A 15858-nucleotide genomic window follows, 5' to 3' on the forward strand; every position below is an offset into this window, starting at 1 on the left:
AGCGGATGAGGATCAGCCCAAGCGCGCCGACGAGGCCGGCGGCGACGACCGCGAAGCCGATGCCAAGCTGGCGCACGCGGCTGCGGAGTTCTTCGGTGGCGCGGATGAGTTCGGCGTTCTGGGTGGCGAGGGCGGCAAGGAGTTCGGCGCTCTCCTGCTGGCGGGCGCCCACGTCGGCGAGGCGGGCGTCGAGGGCGGCGAGACGCGCGTCGATGGCGGGGGCGCTGCTGGCCGGGGCTTCGGGCGGGGCGGGCGGCGCGGCCTCGCGCTTGCCCACCTTCTGCCACAGCTTGCGGGCGCCCTGGGCAAGCTCGGGGGCCTTGGCGATGACGTCGGTCCAGGGGATGGCGCTGAACAGGGCGGACCAGGGCACGGGCATCGGGGGCGTCTCCGTAGAAATGAAACAGGGCCGGAAGCTGCCGGCCCTGGGTGTGACACGCGGCGGCGGGCGAAGTGCCCGGTGGCGCCGGGCTTAGCGGATGACCTGGTTCAGGGCGCCGCTCTTGTAGGCCGCGGCAATCTTGTCGAGGCCGATGGGCTTGATCTTGCTGGCGTTGCCGGCGGTGCCGAAGGCTTCGAAGCGGGCCTTGCAGACCAGCTTGGCGGCTTCGCGGGCGGGCTTGAGGTATTCGCGGGGGTCGAACTTGGAGGGGTTCTCGACGAAGAACTTGCGGATCGCGCCGGTCATGGCGAGGCGGATGTCGGTGTCGATGTTGATCTTGCGCACGCCGTACTTGATGCCCTGGACGATCTCCTCGACCGGCACGCCGTAGGTTTCCTTCATGTCGCCGCCGTACTCGCGGATGATGGCGAGGAGTTCCTGCGGGACGGAGGAGGAGCCGTGCATCACCAGGTGGGTGTTGGGGATGCGGGCGTTGATGGCCTTGATGCGCTCGATGGCGAGGATGTCGCCGGTGGGCTTGCGGGTGAACTTGTAGGCGCCGTGGCTGGTGCCGATGGCGATGGCGAGGGCGTCCACGTTGGTCTGGCGCACGAAGTCGGCGGCCTGGTCGGGGTCGGTCAGCATCTGGGAGTGATCGAGGGTGCCTTCGGCGCCGATGCCGTCTTCCTCGCCGGCCTGGCCGGTTTCGAGGGAGCCCAGGCAGCCCAGCTCGCCTTCGACGCTGACGCCGATGGCGTGGGACATCTCGACCACGCGGCGGGTGACGTCCACGTTGTATTCGTACGAGGAGGGGGTCTTGCCGTCTTCGAGCAGGGAGCCGTCCATCATCACCGACGAGAAGCCGGAGCGGATGGCGCCCATGCAGATGGCGGGGGACTGGCCGTGGTCCTGGTGCATCACCACCGGGATGTGCGGGTAGGCTTCGACGGCGGCGTCGATCAGGTGACGCAGGAAGGCTTCGCCGGCGTATTTGCGGGCGCCGGCGCTGGCCTGCATGATGACCGGGCTGTCGGTTTCCGCGGCCGCTTCCATGATGGCCTGGACTTGTTCGAGGTTATTGACGTTGAACGCGGGCAGTCCGTAGCCGTTTTCGGCGGCGTGGTCGAGAAGCTGACGCATGGAAACGAGGGACATGTGTTTTCTCCGGTGGCCGGTGGGTCCGGCCGGGTGTAGGCGTAAAAAACCGAATTCTAGCGTGTCGGCATGGGGCCTGCGAACCCGGCCGGAGCAAGATTTGCTTGTTGGCGTTACCGGTTACACGATGCCCGGCTTGGGCGTGTCGCCCACGCGGACGATCTTCATGGTGTTGGTGCCGCCGGCGGCGCCGATGGGCTCGCCGATGGTGAGCACGATGAGGTCGCCGTAACTGACCACGCCCTGCTCCAGCAGGATCTGTTCGGCCTCCCACAGCAGCACGTCCCGGTCGGCGTGGATCTGGGACATGAGCAGCGGGTAGACCTCGCGGTAGAGGGTCATCTGGTTGCGGGCGGAGGTCTCGGGGGTGAGGGCGTAGATCGGCACGCCGCTGTTGAGGCGGCTCATCCACAGGGCGGTGGAGCCGGTTTGCGTGAGGGACGCGATGGCCTTCACCTTGAGGTGGTAGGCGGTCCACATGGCGGCCATGGCGATGGACTGGTCGATGCGCGTGAAGATGCGGTCGAGGAAGTCGCGGTCCATGGTGACCTCGGCGGATTTCTCGGCCTCCAGGCAGATGCGCGACATGGATTCGACCACCTCGATGGGGTATTTGCCGGAGGCGGTCTCGGCCGACAGCATCACCGCGTCGGTGCCGTCGAGCACGGCGTTGGCCACGTCGGAGACTTCGGCGCGGGTGGGCACCGGGCTGTGGATCATCGACTCCATCATCTGGGTGGCGGTGATGGTGAGCTTGTTGCGTTCCCGGGCGGCGCGGATCATGCGCTTCTGCAGGGCCGGCACGGCGGCGTCGCCCACTTCGACGGCCAGGTCGCCCCGGGCCACCATGATGCCGTCGGAGGCGTCGAGGATCTCGTCGAGGTTGGCCACCGCTTCGGTGCGCTCGATCTTGGCGATGAGCACCGCGCTGCTGCCGGCGGCGCGCAGGAGCTGGCGGGCCATGTACATGTCGGCCGAGCCCTTGGGGAAGGAGATGGCGACGAAGTCCACCCCGATCTGGGCGGCGGTCTTGATGTCTTCCATGTCCTTGGCGGTGAGGGCCGGCGCGGTGAGGCCGCCGCCCTGGCGGTTGATGCCCTTGTTGTTGGAGAGTTCGCCGCCCACCTTCACGCGGGTGTGGATCTCCTGGCCCAGTACCCGCTCGACCCCCAGCTTGAGCCGGCCGTCGTCGAGCAGCAGCACGTCGCCGGGCTTCACGTCGCGGGGCAGATCCTTGTAGTCGAGGCCGACCCGGCTGGCGTTGCCGGGGCTGTTCATCGCGGCGTCGAGGATGAAGGGCTCGTCCTTGACGAGGGTGATCCGCCCCTCCTCGAACTTGCCGACGCGGATCTTGGGGCCTTGCATGTCGGCCAGGATGCCCACCGGGCGGCCGGCGAGGAGCGCGGCCTCGCGGATCTGGGTGGCGCGGCGGATGTGGTCGTCGGCGGTGCCGTGGGAGAAGTTGAGGCGCACCACATCCACGCCCGAGTGGACCAGGCGTTCGAGGGTGGCGAGATCGGAAGAGGCGGGGCCGAGGGTGGCGACGATCTTGGTGTGGCGGGACATGGGGTCTCCGGTTTGGTCTGGACGCGTGTTGGATGACGGAATTCTATTCGTTCCCGGGCGCGGTGCGGGCGGGAAGGGCGCTTTCGCGGCGTCGGGCCGCCTTGGTCCGGTACATGGCGGCGTCGGCGTGGCGGGTGAGGGTGTCGGTGTCGCTGCCGTCGTCGGGGAAGAGGGCGATGCCGATGCTCACCGAGATGTGTTGCTCGGTGCCTTCGAGCAGGAACGGCCGGTCGATGGCCTGGCGGATCTTCGCCGCGACGGCGGCGGCCTCGTCGGTGCCGTGGATGTCGTGGAGCAGGATCATGAACTCGTCGCCGCCCTGGCGGGCGAGCAGGTCGCTGGCTCGCAGCGCGAGCTGCATGCGGCGGGCGGCTTCGATCAGCAGGGCGTCGCCGGCGGCGTGGCCGAGGGTGTCGTTCACCTCCTTGAAGCGGTCCAGATCGAGGAACAGCAGCGCCAGCTGGGTGCGTTTGCGCATCGCCAGCAGCAGGCTGGTGTTCATCTGGTCGAGGAACTGGGCCCGGTTGGCCAGCCCGGTCAGGGTGTCGTGGGTGGCCAGGTAGTGGATGCGCTGCTCGGAGGCCTTGCGCGCCGAGATGTCGGTGATGGTGAGGATCGCGCCCTGCAGCTCGCCGGCGCCGTCCAGGTGCGGGGCGTCGGTGACGATGGCGGTGAGCAGGCCGCCATCGGCCCGGCGCAGCTCCTGCTCGTAGGTGGCGGCCGCGCCCTGGCGCAGGCGGGTGGCGAGCGCCATCAGGCGCGGGGCGTCGGGCTCCGGCCACAGGCAGTCCACCGGCCGGCCCACGAGGTAGCCCGGCGGGTAGCCCAGCAGCGCGTCGAGGCGCGGGTTGACGAAGGTGAAGCGCAGTTCGCGGTCGAGGGCGGCGATGCCGTCGTGGGAGAGGTTGACCAGGCTGCTGTAGCGGGCCTCGCTGGCGCGCAGCGAGGCGCTGGTCCGGTCGAGGGCCACGGCGCGGTGGCGGGCGGCGGTGAAGGACACCGCCAGCAGCACGAACAGCGCACCGATCAGCACCACCGCGCCCTTCTCGAAGGCGGCGCTGCGGCGGTTATGGGTCGCCTCGGGGGGCTCGTCGAAGATCAGCGTCCAGGTCTGGTTGTCCAGTTCGAGCACCGAGCGGCGGGTGAGCAGGTCGGCCCGCCGGGCCTGGCCGGGGGCGCTGTCGAACAGGAGCGTGGCCGGGTCTTCCCGGTGGCCGTCGTAGATGCGGATGCGGCTGGCGGCGTCGCCGAGGGTGCCCAGCATCAGGTCGCCCAGCCGGAACGGGGCATACACCCAGCCCATGAAGGCCTGGTCGCGCTGGGCGGGTGTCTCGAGGGGCGCGCCACGCTGGAACACCGGCAGGTAGAGCAGCACCCCGGCCTGCACGTCCGAGCTGGTCTCCTGCACCAGCCGCACCCTGCCCGACAGCGCCGGCACGCCCAGCGCACGGGCGCGCTCCATGGCCTCGCGGCGCACCGGCTCGGAATACATGTCGTAGCCGAAGGCCCGCTGGTTGCGCCAGTCGAAGGGCTCGAGGTAGACGATGGCGGTGTAGAAATCCCGCTTGCCCGGCGGGCTGACCCGGTAGTCCGGAAAGCCTTCGGCGCGGATGCGCTGCTCATGGCTGGCGAGCTGGGCGGCCGGCACCGGCACCGCGAAGCCCACCCCCTGGATGCCCCCGAAGTCGGCCTGCAGGCGCAGCCCCGAGACGTACTCCTTCCACTCGGCGCGGGTCACCTCGCGGGACGCCGCGAACAGCGCCCGCGCTCCGCGCAACACCTGCCGGTAGGCCTTGAAGCGCTCCTCGATCTTGAGGGCGATCTCGCTGGTCTCGAGGTTGAAGGCGTTCTCCCGACCGGCCAGGTAGGCCTCGTCGATGCGCTGGATGGCCAGCCAGCCCACCGCGATCGACAGCACGACCGATGCCACCGCCGGGAAGAGGATCGCGCGCAGCAGCCCCTGCGGATCCGCCCCGATGAACTTCTTCATGTTCTGCTCGCCCCCTCGTGCAAAGACCGGCGGTGGCCGATGAAGCCATCGCCGGTGCCCGGTATAACGGCACGCGATGGCAGCAGTTTGATCTTTCCGGTAGAAACCTGTCTGCCGATGCCCCGGCTGGCCCATCCCGACCTGACCCGGGCCTGCCCGTGGTGTCATAATTAACGATTGCCCGACGCGGCAGGCGGCCGATCCAGCCCTGCCGCGGGCGCCACGATTCAGCTTCTTCCAAGGATTCTCGATGATTCTCGTCACCGGCGGCGCCGGCTTCATTGGCGCAAACTTCGTACTGGACTGGCTTCGCGCGAGCGACGAGCCGGTGGTCAACCTCGACGCCCTCACCTACGCGGGCAACCTCGAGAACCTCGCCTCCCTCAAGGGCGACGTGCGGCACCTCTTCGTGCAGGGCGACATCTGCGACCGGGCCCTCGTCGACCGCCTGCTCGCCCAGCACCAGCCCCGCGCCATCGTCCATTTTGCCGCCGAGAGCCACGTGGATCGCTCGATTCACGGCCCGGGCGATTTCATCCGCACCAACGTCAATGGCACCTTCACCCTGCTGGAGGCCGCCCGCGGCTACTGGATGGGCCTCGATGCCGACGCCCGCGCCGCCTTCCGCTTCCACCACGTGAGTACCGACGAGGTGTACGGCTCGCTGGGCCCCAGCGACCCCGCCTTCACCGAGACCAAGACCTACGAGCCCAACAGCCCGTACTCCGCCAGCAAGGCCGCGTCGGATCACCTCGTGCGCGCCTGGCACCACACCTACGGCCTGCCCGTCACCACCAGCAACTGCTCCAACAACTACGGCCCCTACCACTTCCCCGAGAAGCTCATCCCGCTGATGATCGCCAACGCGCTGGCCGGCAAGCCCCTGCCGGTGTATGGCGATGGCCAGCAGATCCGCGACTGGCTGTACGTCACCGACCACTGCAGCGCCATCCGCGCCATCCTCGAAACCGGCAAGCCGGGCGAGGTGTACAACGTGGGCGGCTGGAACGAGAAGCCCAACATCGAGATCGTGCACACCCTCTGTGCGCTCCTCGACGAACTCCGGCCCGACCCCGCCGGCAGCTACGCCCGCCTCATCGCCTACGTCACCGACCGCCCCGGCCACGACCGCCGCTACGCCATCGACGCCCGCAAGATCGAGCGCGAGCTGGGCTGGCGCCCCGCCGAAACCTTCGAGACCGGCATCCGCAAGACCGTCGAGTGGTACCTCGCCAACCAGGAATGGGTCGCCCACGTCCAGAGCGGCGCCTACCGCGAGTGGGTCGAGAAGAACTACGAGAGCCGCAGCTGAACCGCGCCCGCGTGACGGGCAGGCCCGTCGCGCCCCACGCCCCAATTCCCACTCCCGATTGCCCACTCCCCGACGCCCCATGAAGATCCTCCTCCTTGGCAAGAACGGCCAGGTCGGCTGGGAACTCCAGCGCAGCCTCGCCCCCCTCGGTGAAGTCGTCGCCCTCGACCACGACGGCGCCCCCGGCCTCTCCGGCGACTTCGCCCAGCCCGAAAGCCTCGCCGCCACCGTGCGCGCCGTGGCCCCCGACCTCATCGTCAATGCCGCCGCCCACACCGCGGTGGACAAGGCCGAGAGCGAACCCGACCTCGCCCGCGCCATCAACGCGCTCGCCCCCGGCGTGCTCGCCCGCGAAGCCGCCGCCCTGGGCGCGCTGCTGGTGCATTACTCCACCGACTACGTCTTCGACGGCAGCGGCCGCGCCCCGTGGGTCGAGGACGCCCCCACCGGCCCGCTCTCGGTGTATGGCGCCACCAAGCTCGAAGGCGAAGACGCGATCCGCGCCAGCGGCTGCCGCCACCTCATCTTCCGCACCAGCTGGGTGTACGCCGCCCGCGGCGGCAACTTCGCCAAGACCATGCTCAGGCTCGCCGCCGAGCGCGACGCCCTCACCGTCATCGACGACCAGCACGGCGCCCCCACCGGGGCCGAGCTGCTGGCGGACGTCACCGCCCACGCCGCCCGGATGACCCTCGTGAGCCCCCATCTCGCCGGCACCTACCACCTCGCCGCCGCCGGCGAGACCACCTGGCACGGCTACGCCCGCCACGTCATCGAGTTCGCCCGGGCCCGCGGGGTGGCGATCAAGGTCGCCCCCGACGCCATCCGCCCGGTGCCCACCGGCGCCTTCCCCACGCCCGCGAAGCGCCCCGCCAACTCCCGCCTCGACACCCGCAAGCTGCAAGACGCCTTCCGCCTCGTGCTGCCGGCGTGGCAGCGCGGCGTCGAGCGGATGCTCACCGAAATCCTCCCGAACTGAGAAAGTCTCCCCATGCAACGCAAAGGCATCATCCTCGCCGGCGGGTCCGGCACCCGGCTGCACCCGGCCACGCTGGCTGTCTCCAAGCAGCTGATCCCGGTCTACGACAAGCCGATGATCTACTACCCCCTCAGCACCCTCATGCTGGCGGGCATCCGCGACATCCTCATCATCTCCACGCCGCAGGATACGCCCCGCTTCGAGCAGCTCCTGGGCGACGGCAGCCAGTGGGGCCTCAACCTCAGCTACGCCGTCCAGCCCAGCCCGGACGGCCTTGCCCAGGCCTTCATCATCGGTGCCGACTTCGTGGGCAACAACCCCAGCGCCCTGGTGCTTGGCGACAACCTCTTCTACGGCCACGACTTCGCCGCCGGCCTGCGTGCCGCCAGCAGCAGGGCCGACGGTGCCACCGTCTTCGCCTACCCGGTGCACGACCCCGAGCGCTACGGCGTGGTCGAGTTCGACGCCAAGGGCCAGGCCGTCAGCCTCGAAGAGAAGCCCAAGCAGCCCAAGAGCCGCTACGCCGTCACCGGGCTGTACTTCTACGACAACCGCGTCGTCGACGTCGCCCGCAACATCAAGCCCAGCCACCGCGGCGAGCTGGAGATCACCGACGTGAACCGCCAGTACCTCGACTGGGGCGCGCTCGACGTGCAGGTCATGGGCCGCGGCCACGCCTGGCTCGACACCGGCACCCACGAGAGCCTGCTCGAAGCCAGCCTCTTCATCCAGACCATCGAGAAGCGCCAGGGCCTCAAGATCGCCTGCCCCGAAGAGATCGCCTGGCGCGCCGGCTGGATCGGCGCCGAGCAGCTCCAGCAGCTCGCCGCGCCGCTGGCCAAGAACGGCTACGGCCAGTACCTGCTGCGCATCCTCGACGAAAAAGTCTTTTAACCCAGGTGCTCCGATGAACGTCATCCAAACGGCCATCCCCGATCTGCTGATCCTCGAACCCAAGGTCTTCGGCGACGCCCGCGGCTTCTTCATGGAGAGCTACAACGGCAAGGCCTTCCAGGCCGCCACCGGGCTGGACCTGAACTTCGTGCAGGACAACCACTCCCGCTCCGCCAAAGGCGTGCTGCGCGGCCTGCACTACCAGATCGAACAGGCCCAGGGAAAGCTCGTGCGCGCGGTGCGCGGCAGCGTGTTCGACGTGGCCGTCGACCTGCGCAAGTCCTCGCCCACCTTCGGCCAGTGGGTCGGCGTCGAACTCAGCGAAGAGAACAACCGCCAGCTCTGGGTGCCGGCGGGCTTTGCCCACGGCTTTCTGGTCACCAGCGAGTCGGCGGATTTCCTCTACAAGACCACCGACTACTACGCCCCGCAGTTCGAGCGCAGCCTGGCCTGGGACGACCCGACGGTGGGCGTCGCCTGGCCGCTGCACCTGCTCGACGGCCCGCCGCTGCTGTCGGCCAAGGACGTCGCCGGCAAGCCGCTGGCCGAGTGCGAGACTTTCGCCTGATCCGCTCCGGGCTTCCGGGCCCGGAGCGTGACGATCTGACAATTATTTCTTCGTATTGCCTGCGGCGGGCGCGCGATAATGCGCGCCTGTCATTCTGCCCGTGGAGTCCCGCATGTCCCGTTCGCTGATCTACCTCGTTGCCGGCGCGCGCCCCAATTTCATGAAGATCGCCCCGATCGTGCGTGCCCTGCAGGCCCGGGCCGACCGCTTCGAGTTCAAGATCGTCCACACCGGCCAGCACTACGACCGGGAGATGAGCGACGTCTTCTTCGACGAGCTGGGCATTCCCAAGCCCGATTACCACCTGGAGGCCGGCGGCGGCAGCCACGCCACCCAGACCGCCAAGATCATGGTGGCCTTCGAGGACATCTGCCAGAAGGCCCGGCCCGACTGCGTGCTGGTGGTGGGCGACGTGAACTCCACCCTGGCCTGCTCCATCGACGCCAAGAAGCTCGACATTCCGGTGGCCCACGTGGAGGCGGGGCTGCGCAGCGGCGACATGCGCATGCCCGAAGAGATCAACCGCCTCGTCACCGACAGCATCTCCGACTGGTTCTTCTGCACCGAGCCGTCCGGCGTCGACAACCTGCTGCGCGAAGGCAAGCCCCAGGGCGCGGTCTTCCAGGTCGGCCACGTGATGGTGGATAACCTGCTCTACCAGCGCGACAAGCTCGGCGCCGCCGACAAGACCGGCATGGAAACCGAGGCCGTCAAGGCCAGGTATCCCAAGTATGGCGTGGTCACCCTGCACCGCCCGTCCAACGTGGACGACGAAGCCACGCTGCGCGGCATCGCCGGCGCCCTGCGTCAGATCGCGGCCGACCTGCCGCTGATCTTCCCGGTGCACCCGCGCACCCGCGGCAACCTCGAGAAGTTCGGGCTCGACCTGGGCCCCAACGTGATGCTCACCAAGCCCCAGTCGTACATGGAGTTCCTCAACCTGTGGAAGGATGCCGCGCTGATCCTCACCGACAGCGGCGGCCTGCAGGAAGAGACCACCGCCCTGGGCATTCCCTGCCTCACCCTGCGCGAGAACACCGAGCGCCCGGTGACCACCGACGAAGGCAGCAACGTGCTGGTGGGCACCGACCCCGCCCGCATCCTCGCCGAGGCCGCTAAAGTGCTGGCCGGTCAGGGTCGCCAGGGCCGTCGCCCGACCCTGTGGGACGGCAAGGCCGCCGAGCGCATCGTGGCCGAGCTGGATCGCCTGCTGCCCTGAGTCCTGCCCGCTTCGGGCATGGCCCGTTGGCGTCCGAATGGCGGAGCTTGAGAGATCAAGCTCCGCCATTCTGTTTTTCAGACCGCGCTGTGCTCGATGGTGGGGGCACTGGGCATTCCGGTGTGCCCGCGATCCTTTCCCTTGATAGCCCTGAGCCTTATCGCGGGGCCTCTGAGCAAGGCTCAGGGCTATCGTTGAAAGGCTCAGGGGCGACGTTGCTTTCTCACGATAGCTAAAACCCATGCTCAGAGGCCCCGCGATAAGGCTCAGGGCTATCGTGGAAGCCCGGTGAGGCGACGAGATTGCGTGCCGGGCCCCGTGGCCACGATGCCGGCGGGCCTGCTGGTTCCGCTCGCAGGGCGCCGTCAAATTCCCCCGCCTCAGGCCCCCTTCGAGGGCAGGTGCAGCGCCACGTCCACCTCGCCGATGCGGCCTTCGGGGGCGGGTGTGCCGAGGGTGAGGCCCAGCTCCAGCTCGCCGCGGAGGGTGCAGCGGGCCACGCCCAGTTGCCAGGCGGGGGCGGCCGGGTCGAGCCCGCGGGCGATGCCGGCCAGGCTCACCTGCGGTTTGGTCAGGCGCAGGGCGAGGCGCGGCGGGGCGCCGGCCAGGTCGATCGCGTTGATGTCCGCCAGGGCAGCCAGCACCGCCGCCAGACCGCGGGCGAGCAGGTCGTCGGCAACGGCGATGTCCTTCGTCCATACCCGCAGCTCCAGGTCGATCCAGCCGCTGCGGCGCTCCCGGTAGCCGGCGCAGCGGGCGCCGCGGGTGCGCGCCAGCACCGGGCCGGCGGGGGGCTGGAAGAAGCGCAGGGTGCGGCCGTCCAGCAGGTAGGCGTCGCCGGCGGCGAGCACCCGGCCGGGCGGGCTGTGCACCTCCGCCAGCTCGCCCGGGGCCGCGTCGGGCAGGGGGAAATCCAGCGGGTGGCCGGGGCGGGGGGCGAGGGTGCCCTGCCAGCCCAGAAAGGCCGGGTCGCGGATCGGCATGTCGTCCGCCCCGACCGGCGGGTCGAACTCGAGGCGCAGGGCGTGCAGGGCCACCCGGCCGGTGCCGGAGCGGGGCGCGGCGGCGGGCCCGGTCAGCAGATCCTGCCCGGCGGGCAGGGCGGCGGCGAGGGCCGGGCGGAGCAGTTGTTCGAGAGGGCCGAGCATGGGTCAGGGTTCCGGGTCGAGCACGCCGGCGCGCACTTGCAGCCAGGGGCCGGGGGCGGGCGAATCGAGGGGCAGCCAGGGGCCGCCGGTGCGGCAATGGCAGGCGCTGTCTGCGCCGGCCGGGCGGTCGCCGTCGGCGTACCACATCAGGCTGCCCTGGGCGATGCGGCACACCAGCCACCAGGGCTGGTCGGGCAGGGCCTGGAGGGCGGGCAGGCGGCTGAGGGCCCAGCGGGCCTCGCTGCCGTCGGCGGCGGCGAGGCTGAGGGGCCAGCGCAGGATGGGGGTTTCCGCCGGGCTGCCGTGCTTGTCCAGGTGGAGGCTGAGTTCGCCCTGGGCGTCGCCGCCGGGGTTGCGCAGGTGCAGGCTGAGGCTGGACAGGCACACGCCCTTGGCGAGGGGGGCGAAGCGCTGGGCGGCGGCGTGGCCCGGGTCGCACAGGCGGGCCAGCCGGGTGGTGCCGGCGGCGGTGGGCAGCAGTTGGCGCTCGCGGGGGCGCGGGCGGTCGGGGGGCTCGGGCTGGGGCGTGGGCGGGGCGACGGGGCCGGGGGGGGGGGGGCCTCGGGGGGGGCCGGGGGGGGGGGGGGGGGGGGGGGGGGCGGGGGGGGGGGGGGGGGGGGGGCGACGGGGCCGGGCAGGGCCTCCAGCGGGGCCTCGAAGGCGGCGATGCGCAGGGGCTGGGCGTTGGCGCTGGCGATGCGCAGGGGCACGACGCTGGCCTCGGGGTGGTCGGTCAGGTAGCGGTTGAGGGCCCGGGCGAGCCCGTCCACCGCCAGCCCGGCGGCGGGCAGCGGGCCGTCGGGGCTGAAGAAGGGCGGGTCGTCGCCCACCGCCACGCTTACGTGGCAGGGCTGGCGGGTGAAGCGCACGCCGATCCGCCGGCCGGTGAGGGCGCCGGGGATGAGCACGCCGGTGCGTTTGTCGGCGGCGTCGCCTTCGATGAGCATTTCGGCCATCAGCCGCGACGCGCACTGAGCGGGGACGCGCTGCTCGAGGCCGGTGGGCAGGGTGTCCAGCGGCGCCAGGGGCAGCCAGTTGCCCCGGCTGAACAGGCGCAGGCGGGCGCCGGTCTTGCGGGGCGGGTTGAGGGCGCCGGCGGCCGGGGGCGAGGCGTCGAGCTGCACGCCGCAGAGGGCGCGGGTCTCGCCCCAGTCGGCGCTGGCCCACAGCCAGGGGGCGTCGGTCTTGCCGGCCATGGGGCCGCTGTCGGCGACGACGGTGAGGTATTCGATGTCCTTCCGGTCGCTGGCGTCGGCGGCGGCCAGCACCAGGCGGGCGCTGGCCAGGCGTCGCCCGGCGGGCAGGGCGACGCGGAACGCGAGCCCGGCGGCGGCGTTGAAATCCCGCCCCACAGCGGGCTGGCTGTCCGGGGCCGGGGCGAGGAGGGTGGCGGCGTCGGCCACGGTGGGGCGCGGCCTCAGGGGGCGACGGGTTGGGTGCCGGCGGCGTCGGCGGTGGCCGGGGCTTCGGCGGCCAGAAGCTCTTCGAGCACCTGGATGGCGCCGCTGATGCGCATCAGGGTGGTGCGCAGTTCGTCCTGCTTCTTCTGGAGGTCGGCCATCACGCCGCGGCCGGCGTCGTATTCGCTGCGCAGCTCGGCGAGGCGGGCTTCGAGTTGGTCTTTCATGGGGGTTCCTGGGCTAGCGGAGGAAGACGAAGATGTCGATGAGGCCGGTGTCGCCGTCGAAGTCGGCCAGGGCCTTGCCGATGGTGCAGCCGGTGGGGTTGTCGCCGGCGCGCATGGCGTGGCCGGGCAGGGCTGCGGGCACCAGCAGGTTGCCCTTGCGGATCGGGCCGTTCCCGGCGCACACCTTGCAGGGTACGCGGCCGGCCAGGGCGATGGGGTGTTCGCCGGCGATCCGCTCGTGCTGAATGGTGTCGGCCCCCAGCAGCATGCCCGGCTGGGTGGAGACGACGCCCAGCACCAGCGGGTCGTGGGGTTCGCGGCAGCGTTCGACGCCGCGGCCGTCGGGGGTGAGGCTGACCACGTCGCCGGGCTCCAGGGCTTCGAGGGCGGCGAAGTTTTCGGCGAGGTCGCGGTTGCCGGTCTGAACGGAGGCTTTCGACCAGACGGTGCCTTCGGCTTCGACGTCCCAGGTGTGGATGCCGCCGCCCCAACCGCGGGTCTTGGGCTGCGGCGGGAAGCCGTGGGTGCCCAGGTTGCCGGAGATGGTCACGTCGCCGGCGATGACCTGGTTGCCCGCGAAGGTGTTGGGGCCGCGGGTGGCGAGTTCGTTCCAGGCGGCGTTTTGCGCCGCGGTGAGGCTGCCGGAGGCCAGCTTGCGGAAGAACAGGCGGTCGTTCTCGGTGTAGCTGGCACCGATCTGCAGCTGGTAGTTGTTGGCGGTGTTGCTGTGGCGGCACACGAGGAGGTGGGACCACGGGTGCGCGTTGTCGGGCACGTCGCCGGGCAGATCCGCGCCGCCGTTCTGGTAGAAGCCCGACTTGAGCGGCATGCCGAAGTCGCCGGGCAGGCCGGCGGCGTTGAGGGAGCTGGCGTAGCCGAGCAGGGCGCCGCCTTCCACGTCGAGCCGGGCGGCCGGGCGGGTGAGGCCGAGCCCCAGGTTGCCGGCGGTGTCGAGGGTGAAGCCGGCGCTGGCGCGGCCTTCGCCGGTGGCGAAGAACTGGTAGCCCACGTTGCCGTTGCCGACGACGAAGGATCTGACGTCGAGAAAGTAGCGGGGGTCGGGGGCGACGAGGCGGACGGCGGGCTTGTTGCCGTCCCAGCCGCGGTCGTTCTGGGTGCTCACCTCGAGCCGGGCGGTGGGGGTGGCGGTGCCAACGCCTACGTCGCCGCTGGTGGTGAGTTTCGCGCCGGAGAAGCTGGCCAGCGCGGCGCGGATTTCGGCGAGCTGGGCGGTGCCGGTGACCTTGAGGGGGCCGCCGACGGTCAGCTCCTTCATGGCGTACCTGCTGTCCGGGTCGAGCTTGCTGGCGTCGATGGCCTTGTTCTGGATGGCGTCCCGGGGCAGCGGGGCGCCAAAGCCGCCGGTGTGGTTGTGGGCGGCGATGTCTTCCTGGGCGCGGATCTGGACTTCGTTCCATTCGTCGGCGCGGATGATGTCGCCGGCAGTGCGCTTGACGTAGGGGGTGGGGCGGTCGGCCATGGTGGGTCTTCCTCAGGGGTGGGCCGGCAGGGCGGCGCGCAGTTCGTCGATCATGGCCTGCTGCTCTTTCACGGCCTGGACGAGCAGGCCGATGACCGCCGCCGGGTTGATGCCTTTCCAGCCGTCGGGGCCTTCGGCGACGGCGTCGGGGAGTACGGCCTCGAGTTCCTGGGCGATCAGCCCGACGGAGCGGCCGCCGCTGCGCCAGTCGAAGCGCACGCCGCGCAGCTTGCAGAGGGTGGCGGTGGCGTTTTCGAGGACGCGGACGTTGTCCTTCAGGCGCAGGTCGGAGCCCGTGAAGCCGCCTTTGGTGCACCACATTTCGCCGGCCGCGAAGCCGCCGTAGTAGCCGGTGTTGTCCACGTTGAACAGGCGCAGCCAGCCGTCGTTGCCGTGGGCGTCGCCGACGGCCGACATGCGCCATTTCTTGCCCAGGCGCAGCACGTCGGTCTGGAGCACGCCGTCGTTCACGTTGAGCTGGAAGCGCGTGTCGCCGGTGCGCGCGTTGACGATGTTGAGGCTGTGGGTGACGCTCAGATAGCCTTTCTCGGGGGCGCTGGGTTCGTCGCGCTTGTTCCAGATGGCGAACTTGGGCGTGCCTGCCGGGGGGGCGTCGACGGTGTAGTCGAGCACGAGCGCGCCATTGACTTCCAGGCGGTCCCAGACGGAAACACGCCGCCCCAGGCCGGCGCTGCGGTTGCCCATGAGCATCAGGGTCTGGTACTTGTCGGTGTCGTTGCGGATCTCGGCTTCGCCGGGGCCCAGGGCGGGGGCGGTCGTCGCGCCCGATCGTCCCGACGCGGAGATGCGCAGGAGGCTCTGGCTGGGGAACAGGTCGAGGATCGGAAGGCCCGGGTCCTGCTTGATGCCCAGGCGCAGGCGCATCTCGCCGCCGACGATCAGGCTGAGCGGGTGGGCGCTGCGGGTGCCGACGATCAGGCCCGCGTCGGCGCCGTAGATGCCGACGCCGTGGGCCATCACCCGGCCGTCCACGCCGCCGGCGCGGATCGACAGCTTGGCGTGGGCGCCGCCCAGTATGTCCACCACGCGGCTCCAGCCTTCGCCGTTCTCGGGGGCGTCGGTGCCTACCGCCAGATCGCCGCTGAGGCTGGCGAGGGTGGCCTGGATGTCGGCGAGCTGGGCGGTGCCGCTGACCTTGAGGGGGCCGCCCACCGCGAGGCCCTTGAGGGTGAGCCGGCTTTCCGGGTCCACCTTGCTGCCGTCGATGGCCTTGTCGGCGATGCCGTCGCGGGGGATGCGGGTGCCGTCGCCGGTGTGGTCGTGGGCGCGCAGCTCGGTTCGCGCGCGCACCTGGATCGCGTTCCAGTCGGCGGCGAGCATGATGTCGCCGGGCTCCTTGCGGATGTAGGGGGTCGGGGTGTCGGCCATCAGAAGATCACCTCCCAGCTGAGCGTCATCTCCAGGTTGCCGGCGCGGTTGACCACCGGGAAGGTGACGCGGTTGTAGAGCACGGGTTCGGCGCCGGTGACGCCGACCAGGATGCCGGCCTCCTGGAGCGGTTGCCGGGCGGCGTTGCC

The 15858-nt window shown here is 70.6% G+C and carries 15 protein-coding genes; 5 read left to right on the forward strand and 10 right to left on the reverse strand.

The window, feature by feature from the left end:
* From ACE3N6_RS17230 to ACE3N6_RS17245, 4 genes are all read right to left on the reverse strand, one after another.
* The coding region (locus ACE3N6_RS17230) for a hypothetical protein (RefSeq protein WP_374247042.1) at positions 1-379 on the reverse strand (379 nt) is incomplete at its 3' end.
* A gap of 93 nt (positions 380-472) precedes the next feature.
* Positions 473-1537: a class II fructose-bisphosphate aldolase gene (fba, locus tag ACE3N6_RS17235; protein ID WP_374247043.1), complete on the reverse strand. Its 1065-nt coding sequence runs from the start codon at positions 1535-1537 to the stop codon at positions 473-475.
* Between the two features lie 120 nt (positions 1538-1657).
* Positions 1658-3103, reverse strand: a complete 1446-nt coding sequence (pyk, locus tag ACE3N6_RS17240; protein ID WP_374247044.1) for a pyruvate kinase — start codon at positions 3101-3103, stop codon at positions 1658-1660.
* Between the two features lie 43 nt (positions 3104-3146).
* The gene (locus tag ACE3N6_RS17245; protein WP_374247045.1) at positions 3147-5093 is read right to left on the reverse strand and encodes a CHASE domain-containing protein; all 1947 of its coding nucleotides are present in this window, start codon (positions 5091-5093) and stop codon (positions 3147-3149) included.
* A 250-nt stretch (positions 5094-5343) separates the two neighbouring features.
* On the opposite strand from ACE3N6_RS17245, the gene rfbB reads away from it, so the two are divergent.
* The 5 genes from rfbB (at position 5344) to wecB (ending at position 10065) form a co-directional block, all read left to right on the forward strand.
* Positions 5344-6405: a dTDP-glucose 4,6-dehydratase gene (rfbB, locus tag ACE3N6_RS17250; protein WP_374247046.1), complete on the forward strand. Its 1062-nt coding sequence runs from the start codon at positions 5344-5346 to the stop codon at positions 6403-6405.
* 79 nt (positions 6406-6484) lie between these two features.
* Positions 6485-7384 carry a dTDP-4-dehydrorhamnose reductase gene (gene rfbD, locus ACE3N6_RS17255; protein WP_374247047.1) on the forward strand — a complete coding sequence of 300 codons (900 nt, stop codon included), beginning with the start codon at positions 6485-6487 and terminating at the stop codon, positions 7382-7384.
* Between the two features lie 12 nt (positions 7385-7396).
* On the forward strand, positions 7397-8278 hold the full coding sequence (gene rfbA, locus ACE3N6_RS17260) for a glucose-1-phosphate thymidylyltransferase RfbA (RefSeq protein ID WP_374247048.1): 882 nt from the start codon (positions 7397-7399) through the stop codon (positions 8276-8278).
* A 13-nt stretch (positions 8279-8291) separates the two neighbouring features.
* Positions 8292-8846 carry a dTDP-4-dehydrorhamnose 3,5-epimerase gene (rfbC, locus tag ACE3N6_RS17265; protein WP_374247049.1) on the forward strand — a complete coding sequence of 185 codons (555 nt, stop codon included), beginning with the start codon at positions 8292-8294 and terminating at the stop codon, positions 8844-8846.
* Positions 8847-8958: 112 nt separating this feature from the next.
* Positions 8959-10065 (forward strand): non-hydrolyzing UDP-N-acetylglucosamine 2-epimerase, encoded by a 1107-nt coding sequence (wecB, locus tag ACE3N6_RS17270; protein WP_374247050.1) that lies wholly within the window; start codon positions 8959-8961, stop codon positions 10063-10065.
* 380 nt (positions 10066-10445) lie between these two features.
* On the opposite strand, the gene ACE3N6_RS17275 is transcribed toward wecB, so the two are convergent.
* The 6 genes from ACE3N6_RS17275 to ACE3N6_RS17300 are packed head-to-tail and all read right to left on the reverse strand — an operon-like array spanning position 10446 to position 15709.
* A complete protein-coding gene (locus ACE3N6_RS17275; protein WP_374247051.1) occupies positions 10446-11213 on the reverse strand; it encodes a hypothetical protein in 768 nt (255 codons plus the stop codon).
* Positions 11214-11216: 3 nt separating this feature from the next.
* Complete coding sequence (locus ACE3N6_RS17280; RefSeq protein ID WP_374247052.1) at positions 11217-11360, reverse strand: hypothetical protein; 144 nt, start codon at positions 11358-11360, stop codon at positions 11217-11219.
* Positions 11360-12616: a hypothetical protein gene (locus tag ACE3N6_RS17285; protein WP_374247053.1), complete on the reverse strand. Its 1257-nt coding sequence runs from the start codon at positions 12614-12616 to the stop codon at positions 11360-11362. The genes ACE3N6_RS17280 and ACE3N6_RS17285 overlap by 1 nt, the downstream gene beginning before the upstream one ends.
* A gap of 14 nt (positions 12617-12630) precedes the next feature.
* Positions 12631-12840 (reverse strand): hypothetical protein, encoded by a 210-nt coding sequence (locus ACE3N6_RS17290; protein WP_374247054.1) that lies wholly within the window; start codon positions 12838-12840, stop codon positions 12631-12633.
* 13 nt (positions 12841-12853) lie between these two features.
* Positions 12854-14320 (reverse strand): hypothetical protein, encoded by a 1467-nt coding sequence (locus ACE3N6_RS17295; RefSeq protein ID WP_374247056.1) that lies wholly within the window; start codon positions 14318-14320, stop codon positions 12854-12856.
* 12 nt (positions 14321-14332) lie between these two features.
* Positions 14333-15709, reverse strand: coding sequence for a tail fiber domain-containing protein (locus ACE3N6_RS17300; protein ID WP_374247057.1), 1377 nt, complete (start codon positions 15707-15709; stop codon positions 14333-14335).
* Positions 15710-15858: the final 149 nt, after the last annotated feature.

It is taken from the genome of Zoogloea sp. (genome assembly GCF_041904905.1).
Lineage (GTDB): Bacteria > Pseudomonadota > Gammaproteobacteria > Burkholderiales > Rhodocyclaceae > Zoogloea.